We start from the raw sequence: 5,677 nt of genomic DNA on the forward strand, positions 1-5,677 counted from the left end.
CGGTGCGCGCCGGTGCCGTCACCCCGCCCGCCGGGGCGCCCGCGCGCGGGGTGCCGCCGAAGACCCGGCCCCACTGGGCGAGCCGCTCCCGGCCCTCCGCGAGCAGCAGCATCAGATAACCGGCCGCCGCCACCAGGAACCACAGCCAGTCCGCGGCCCCGTCCGACAGCCCGGCCGCCACCGAGTACAGCGCCAGCAACGGCAGCCCCGCCGGGGCCGCCCGCCGGAAGGACACCGCGAGGGTGTCCACCAGCAGATGCACCAGCAGCACCCCGCCGACCAGCAGCAGCCGGATGCCGTCGGTCAGCGGCGCCGGGATCGCGTAGTGGCTCACGTCGTCCGCGCCCTGCCCGAACAGCGCCCCGAACCGCAGGAACGCGTCCGGCCCCGGCAGCAGTCCGCCCAGCGCCTCGGCCCGCGCGAAGACCAGCGTCAGCAGCACCAGTGTCACCAGCAGTTGCGCCGTCAGGGTCAGCGACCGGGACAGCGGAATCCGCCGGGCCGCGGTGCCCACGCCCGCCTGCACGGCCACCAGCAGCGCCGACAGCAGCAGCCAGGTGGGGCCGTCGACCAGCGGCAGCAGGGCCGAGGACGCCATCAGCGTTGCCGCCGCCGCGCAGAGTGCCAGTCGTGCCCGTCCGCTCATCCCCGTGCCTTCCCGCTCAGCGCGGCCGGCCCCGGCCGCTCCCGGTCCGCCTGCCGCCACAGCTCCTCCAGCGAGGCCCCGCGCGGCACGCCCAGTGCCGTCCAGCCGCCCTCGCGCAGCACGCGCAGCCGCTGGGGCAGCGGGGCGTTCGGCTCGGGCACCGCCGTCGGCTCGCGCGTCCAGGCGTCCGGGTCCAGCACGAAGGCGACCGCGCCGCCGCGCCTGCGCATCCGGGCCACCGAGGCCGCCTGCCCGCCGTCCAGGTCACCGAGGAAGGCGACCAGCAGCCCGTCGTGCCCGTCCCGCAGCACGTCGTACGCGCCCCCCAGGTCGGCGCCGTCGGAGTGGTCGATCACCGCGAGGGTGTCCATCATCAGCGCGGCCGCCGCCGCGCGCTCGTGCCCAGAGCCGCCCTCGCCGGACACCGTGACCCCGAAGTCCGTCAGCAGCCGCACCGAGAACCCCCGCTCCAGCAGATGCGCCACCACGGAGGCGGCCCCCGACACCGCCCACTCGAAGGCCGAGCCGGGGCCCGCGCCCTCGTAGGCCGCCGCGCGGGTGTCCAGCAGCACCGTGCAGCGCGAGCGGCGGGGCTGCTCCTCGCGGCGCACCATCAGCTCGCCGTGCTTGGCGGTGGAGCGCCAGTGCACCCGGCGCAGGTCGTCACCGTGCCGGTAGCCGCGCGGGATCACGTCGTCCTCGCCGGCCAGCGCCAGCGAACGCTGCCGCCCGTCGCCGTGCCCGAGCGCCTCCCCGCCGAACCGCACCGGCGGCAGCGGCTCCACGCGGGGCAGCACCGTGAGGGTGTCGTACGCCGAGAAGGACCGGGTCAGCTCGCACATCCCGAACGGGTCGCTCAGCCGCACCTGGAGCGGGCCGAGCCGGTATCTGCCACGCAGGTCCGAGCGCACCCGGTAGGACACCTCGCGGTGGCCGCCCGGCTCGACCCGGTCCAGCACGAAGCGCGGCCGGGGCCCCAGCACGTACGGCACCCGGTCCTGGAGCATCAGCAGGCCGGTGGGCAGGCGGGAGACGTTGTCCACCCTGAGCCGGACCCGCGCCTCCCCGGTCGCGGGCACCCGTGTGGGGGCCAGGCCGCGCTCGGCGGTCACCCGGTGCCGGGTGCGGTGCAGGACGGCCGCGCAGAGCAGCGGCAGCGCCGCCAGCAGCAGCCCCACCCGCAGCAGGTCGTCCTGGCCCAGCACATAGGCGCAGATCGCGGCCGCGATCCCGGCGGCCAGGAAGGAGCGCCCGCGGGTGGTGAGCCCCGACAGCGTCGCGCGCACCCCGCCCCGCCCCCCGGCGGACATCACAGACCCCTGGGAGACCGCAGCGGCCGCGGGGGAAGGGCCGGCGAGGTGTCCAGGCCGTCGTAGCCGCTCTGCCGGCCGGTGGTGGGCACGGCCGTGTGCTGGATGATCTCCCGCACCACGTCCTCGGCCGTCCGCCCGTTGAGCTGGGCCTCCGAGGTGGGCAGCAGCCGGTGGGCCAGCACGGGCGGGGCGAGCGCCTGGAGGTCGTCCGGCAGCGCGTACTCCCGGCCCTCCAGGGCGGCGGACGCCTTCGCCGCGCGCAGCAGGTGCAGCGTCGCGCGCGGCGAGGCGCCGAGTCTGAGGTCGGGGTGGACGCGGGTGGCGGCGACCAGCTCCACCGCGTACCGCCGCACCGCCTCCGAGACGTGCACCGTGCGCACCGTCTCGATCAGCTTCATGATCTCGTGCGCGTGCGCCACCGGCTCCAGGTCCTCCAGCGGGGAGGCGCCGCCGTGCACGTCCAGCATCCGCAGCTCGGCCTCGACGCTGGGATAGCCCACGGAGACGCGGGCCATGAAGCGGTCGCGCTGAGCCTCGGGCAGCGGGTACGTGCCCTCCATCTCGACCGGGTTCTGCGTCGCCACCACCATGAAGGGGCTCGGGAGTTCGTAGCTGTGGCCGTCGATGGTGACCTGGCGCTCCTCCATGGACTCCAGCAGCGCCGACTGGGTCTTGGGGGAGGCCCGGTTGATCTCGTCGCCGATCACGATCTGCGCGAAGATCGCCCCCGGCTTGAACTCGAAGTCACCGCCCCGCTGGTCCCAGATGGAGACCCCGGTGATGTCCGAGGGCAGCAGGTCGGGGGTGAACTGGATGCGCCGCACCGAGCAGTCGATGGACCGCGCCAGCGCCTTGGCCAGCATGGTCTTGCCCACGCCGGGGACGTCCTCGATCAGCAGATGCCCCTCGGCGAGCAGCACGGTCAGCGCGAGCCGTACGACCTCGGGCTTGCCCTCGATCACGTCCTCCACCGAAGCGCGGACACGCTCCGCGGTGGCGGTCAGATCCCGCCCCGCGCCCGCCTCCGTCCGAGCGGGGACGCCCCCCTGGCTCGCCCGATCGTCATAGGTCGTCACCCGGCCCTCCTCGGCCCGTCATCACCCGGGGCCTGTGCACGCGAGCGCGACCGGCCCACCCCGGAACTGCGACGCCGCGCGGACCAGGCCGCGCGCCGTCACACCCCGCATTCTTGCCGCCGTTACGGATTCGTGTCACCGCCTGTGGACAACTGCCCCCGCAATGCCGGGCTTGCGGCCCTTTCACCCCCTGCCACGAGGGCGGGAGGAGGGCGTCAGGCCGGCTTCGCGGCGCCGCCGTCGGCCGGGTCGATCTCACGGAGCAGACCGGTGCGCACGTCGAAGACGAAGCCGCGCACGTCGTCGGTGTGCAGGAGGAACGGGGAGGTCCGCACCCGCTGCATCGACTGCCGTACGTCCTGGTCCACGTCCCGGAACGCCTCCACCGCCCACGGCGGGCGCTGGCCCACCTCCATCTCCAGGTCGTGCCGGAACTCCTCGGTGAGGGACTCCATACCGCACCCGGTGTGATGGATGAGGACCACGCTGCGGGTGCCCAGCGCGCGCTGACTGATGGTCAGCGAGCGGATCACGTCGTCGGTGACCACGCCGCCCGCGTTGCGGATGGTGTGACAGTCGCCCAGCTCCAGGCCGAGCGCGGCGTGCAGGTCGAGACGGGCGTCCATGCAGGCCACGACGGCGACCTGGAGCACCGGACGCGCGTCCATGCCGGGGTCGGTGAACTCACTCGCATATGTCTGGTTGGCGTCGACCAGGCGGTCCGTCACGCCGCCGTCACCCGTTATGGCGCCGTCGGACCCGGGCGGAACTGCTGCGGAAGTGGTCATGCACCCGACGTTACTGGTCACCGGTGTCCCCGGCCTGCTGTGGACGGCCACAAAGAACCAGGTCGTGGCTTGTTGTGAGCTAACCCACACGGAGCGCGAACCTCCGCCGGACGGGTGAATCCCGGCGAATCGCGGGGGCCGCCCGGAAGCCGTACGCGACGCGCAGGCCGGTTGATTGACCGCGACACAGGGTGGACTAAAGTGACGCGAAGCGGGAGGCGCGGCTCTTCCCGCTGGTGAAACCCCCGGAGATCCCGGCATCCGCCCGGACCGTCTCCCCACGTGCGCGGCGCGTACGTGCGGCTCGGCCTCCTCCCGCTCCCGGCCGGCCGACGCTTCCGGCGCCGGCGGGCCTCCCCTTCACGGAGCGGGCGGGGACCCGGCGGTGCGTACCGCCCGCCGGAATGAGAGGCCCCCTTGACCGAGAGTCGACACGTCCCGGTGATGCTCCAGCGGTGCCTGGACCTGCTGGCGCCCGCCCTGGAGCGGCCGGGAGCGGTGGTCGTCGACTGCACCCTCGGCCTCGGCGGCCACAGCGAGGCACTGCTGGCCCGCTTCCCCGAGGCCCGGCTGATCGGCCTCGACCGGGACAAGGAAGCCCTCCGCCTGTCCGGCGAACGTCTCGCCCCCTACGGCGACCGCGCCACCCTCGTGCACGCCGTCTACGACGAACTCCCCGAGGTCCTCGACCGCCTGGGCATCCCGTCCGTCCAGGGGGTCCTCTTCGACCTCGGCGTCTCCTCCATGCAGCTGGACGAGGCCGACCGCGGCTTCGCCTACGCCCAGGACGCCCCGCTCGACATGCGCATGGACCAGACGACCGGCATCAGCGCCGCCGAGGTCCTCAACACCTACCCGGCCGGTGAACTGGTGCGCATCCTGCGCGCGTACGGCGAGGAGAAGCAGGCCAAGCGGATCGTCTCGGCGGTCGTCCGCGAGCGCGAGAAGGAGCCGTTCAGCAACAGCGCCCGCCTGGTCGAACTGATCCGGGACGCCCTGCCGCAGGCCGCCAAGCGCACCGGCGGCAACCCGGCCAAGCGCACCTTCCAGGCCCTGCGCATCGAGGTCAACGGCGAACTCTCCGTACTGGAACGGGCCGTACCGGCCGCGGTGAAGGCGCTCGCGGTCGGCGGACGGATCGCCGTGCTGTCGTACCAGTCGCTGGAGGACCGGCTGGTCAAGCAGGTCTTCGCGGCCGGCGCCGCCACCACCGCGCCGCCCGGCCTGCCCGTGGTGCCCGAGCGCTACCAGCCGCGCCTCAAGCTCCTCACCCGCGGTGCCGAACTTCCCACCGAGGAGGAGATCGCCGAGAACCGCCGGGCCGCCCCGGCCAGGCTGCGCGGCGTCGAGCGCATCAGGGAGGACGCCGAGTGAACGGACGGGGCCGGCCGGGTGCCACGACCCGCCGGGAGGGACAGTGAGCAGCAAGCCCGCACCTCGGGGGAGGGCGGCCCGGCTCGCCCGGCTCATCCCCGCCGGCCGCGCCCGCGCGGCCCGCACCCCCTTCGTCCTCCTCGTCGTACTGCTCCTCGGCGGCGGGCTCCTCGGTCTGCTGGTGCTCAACTCGGCGCTCAGCGAAGGGTCGTTCGAGCTGGACGACATACAGCGCAAGACCAAGAGCCTCACCGACGAGGAACAGGCCCTCCAGCGGGACATCGACGCCTACTCCGCGCCCGACGCCCTCCAGCGCCGCGCCCGCGAACTCGGCATGGTCCCCGGCGGCGACCCCGCCTTCCTCGATCCCGACGGCAGCGTCAAGGGCGTCCCCAGCGCGGCGCCCCGCTCGGCCGCCCTCACCGGTCCGCGCGCCCCCGAGGCGCTGACGGCTGCCCCGAGCACCGCCCCGGCGACCAC

General features: G+C 74.3%; 6 protein-coding genes. 2 read left to right on the top strand and 4 right to left on the bottom strand.

The annotated features are described in order from the left end of the window. From GT030_RS25425 to GT030_RS25440, 4 genes are all read right to left on the bottom strand, one after another. Window positions 1-646 (bottom strand): transglutaminaseTgpA domain-containing protein (locus GT030_RS25425; protein ID WP_237522811.1); only part of this gene is annotated, 646 nt, incomplete at its 3' end. Then, window positions 643-1,956, bottom strand: a complete 1,314-nt coding sequence (locus GT030_RS25430) for a DUF58 domain-containing protein (RefSeq protein ID WP_161203107.1) — start codon at window positions 1,954-1,956, stop codon at window positions 643-645. The genes GT030_RS25425 and GT030_RS25430, both read right to left, overlap by 4 nt. After that, window positions 1,956-3,035 carry a MoxR family ATPase gene (locus GT030_RS25435; protein ID WP_161203108.1) on the bottom strand — a complete coding sequence of 360 codons (1,080 nt, stop codon included), beginning with the start codon at window positions 3,033-3,035 and terminating at the stop codon, window positions 1,956-1,958. Before GT030_RS25435 ends, GT030_RS25430 begins: the two co-directional genes overlap by 1 nt. 215 nt (window positions 3,036-3,250) lie before the next feature. Continuing rightward, window positions 3,251-3,823 (bottom strand): carbonic anhydrase, encoded by a 573-nt coding sequence (locus GT030_RS25440; protein ID WP_161203109.1) that lies wholly within the window; start codon window positions 3,821-3,823, stop codon window positions 3,251-3,253. A gap of 417 nt (window positions 3,824-4,240) precedes the next feature. Between GT030_RS25440 and rsmH the strand changes: the two genes are divergently transcribed. Together rsmH and GT030_RS25450 are read left to right on the top strand one after the other, a co-directional pair. Beyond that, a complete protein-coding gene (rsmH, locus tag GT030_RS25445) occupies window positions 4,241-5,197 on the top strand; it encodes a 16S rRNA (cytosine(1402)-N(4))-methyltransferase RsmH (RefSeq protein WP_161203110.1) in 957 nt (318 codons plus the stop codon). A 43-nt stretch (window positions 5,198-5,240) separates the two neighbouring features. Next, window positions 5,241-5,677 (top strand): septum formation initiator family protein (locus GT030_RS25450; protein WP_161203111.1); only part of this gene is annotated, 437 nt, incomplete at its 3' end.

It is taken from the genome of Streptomyces sp. SID1328 (assembly GCF_009865595.1).
In the GTDB taxonomy this organism is placed as follows: domain Bacteria; phylum Actinomycetota; class Actinomycetes; order Streptomycetales; family Streptomycetaceae; genus Streptomyces; species Streptomyces griseoluteus.

Bases quoted from the DNA above. Each gene is read 5' to 3' on its own strand.
- GT030_RS25430 (WP_161203107.1), bottom strand. From the start codon at position 1,956: ATGTCCGCCGGGGGGCGGGGCGGGGTGCGCGCGACGCTGTCGGGGCTC.
- GT030_RS25440 (WP_161203109.1), bottom strand. From the start codon at position 3,823: ATGACCACTTCCGCAGCAGTTCCGCCCGGGTCCGACGGCGCCATAACG.